Source organism: Pseudoalteromonas rubra (assembly GCF_004212645.1).
GTDB lineage: Bacteria > Pseudomonadota > Gammaproteobacteria > Enterobacterales > Alteromonadaceae > Pseudoalteromonas > Pseudoalteromonas rubra_G.
In genome coordinates, this window is the sequence record NZ_PPUZ01000122.1 from 1 (window position 1) to 1,439 (window position 1,439).

1 protein-coding gene and 1 pseudogene are annotated in these 1,439 nt (G+C 48.4%); one reads left to right on the forward strand and one right to left on the reverse strand.

What is annotated here, in order from left to right; genetic code table 11:
- Nucleotides 1-72 precede the first annotated feature (72 nt).
- A complete protein-coding gene (locus C3B51_RS22620) occupies nucleotides 73-993 on the reverse strand; it encodes a manganese-dependent inorganic pyrophosphatase (RefSeq protein WP_125784319.1) in 921 nt (306 codons plus the stop codon).
- Nucleotides 994-1,221: 228 nt separating this feature from the next.
- Here C3B51_RS22620 and C3B51_RS22625 point away from each other — a divergent pair.
- Nucleotides 1,222-1,439: pseudogene (locus C3B51_RS22625) on the forward strand (cation:proton antiporter); the annotation flags it as partial.

Genomic DNA, 1,439 nt, shown 5'->3' on the forward strand with positions numbered 1-1,439 from the left:
TTAAGCAAATTGGTATAAAAACAAAAAAGCCCTGACAGGATCAGGGCTTTTTCTGAGATTTATCAGCCAGTTTTATGCAAACGCATCTTGCAGTGGCGGAACAACCTGCTTTTTACGGCTTAGTACGCCATCCAGCCATACTCGGCTATTTTCAGGGGTAACCTGATAGGCTTTGGCGACAATGCTTTCGTCGTCAGAAGCGATCAGCATTTGTGAGCCTTCTTGCATGATGTCGGTGAGTAGCAGCAACACTGAGTGGCGACCACCTTCTTCTTTCAGCTTAGCAATGTCGGCTTCCAAGTCGGCTTTGATGTCGTCGAATACAGACAGGTCGATCACTTCCAGCTGGCCGATACCAACCAGGTTGCCGTTCATGTTGAAGTCTTTAAAGTCACGCATTACCAGGTCGCGTGCCGGTGTGCCTTCAACCGCGGATTTGACTTTGAACATCTCCATGCCCAGTGCTTTAAAGTCTTCGATGCCTGCAATTTCAGCCAGCGCTTCTACACATTTAATGTCTGCTGTTGTGCAAGTTGGTGATTTGAAGATCACCGTATCGCTCAGGATGGCACACATCATCAGGCCCGCAATCCCTTGTGGGATTTCTACGCCGTAAAAGTCGTACATCATTTTAATGATGGTATTACTACACCCTACCGGGCGGATCCAACACTCAAGCGGCGTTGAGGTAGTCAGGTCGCCCAGTTTGTGGTGGTCAACCACACCGACAACAGTGGCTTCGTCGATGTCATCAGGGGCTTGTGTTTTCTCTGTATGGTCAACGATATAGACTTCTTCACCGGCATAGCTAAGCTTGAGCTCCGGGGCTTCAAAGCCAAAGCGCTCCAGAATAAACTGGGTCTCGGGAGAAACATCGCCCAAACGCGTTGGAATCGCTTCTTCACCGATCTGGTTCTTCAGGTAAGCCAGTGCAATTGCACCACAAATTGAATCTGAGTCTGGGATCTTGTGTCCCACTACATACATTGCCATTGACGGTTCTCCAAAAAAATTTGTCGCCATTCTAGCAAAAATTAACCACAAGAAAACAGCATAAGCTGGGCTAATCGCAGCTTTTTCATGTGCTGTATCGCATCCGCTTGTGCTCTGGGTTGTTATCCCGAATACAATCGCAAGCAGTCCGGGTATTTTCTTTGCTCTGTTGATACTGCGAGCGTAGTATAAAACGGTCTTTGTTTAACTTAGCCAAGGAGGCGTTAAGTGGAAAAAATCTATCTGGTGCTGGCCTGGCTGGGGCTGGCCATTTTTTTATATTCCATTGCCATTCGTCAGCTGCAGCGGGCGGAATTTACCGGGCCGATGTGGTTTGTGCTGTTTGGATGTGCCCTGGGCTGGTATTTTCAGGATTCACTGGCCCTGCGGCTGGAAACGCTACGCGAGTTTTTGCCGCTGGTAGAATTGATCCTGGCCATTTTTCT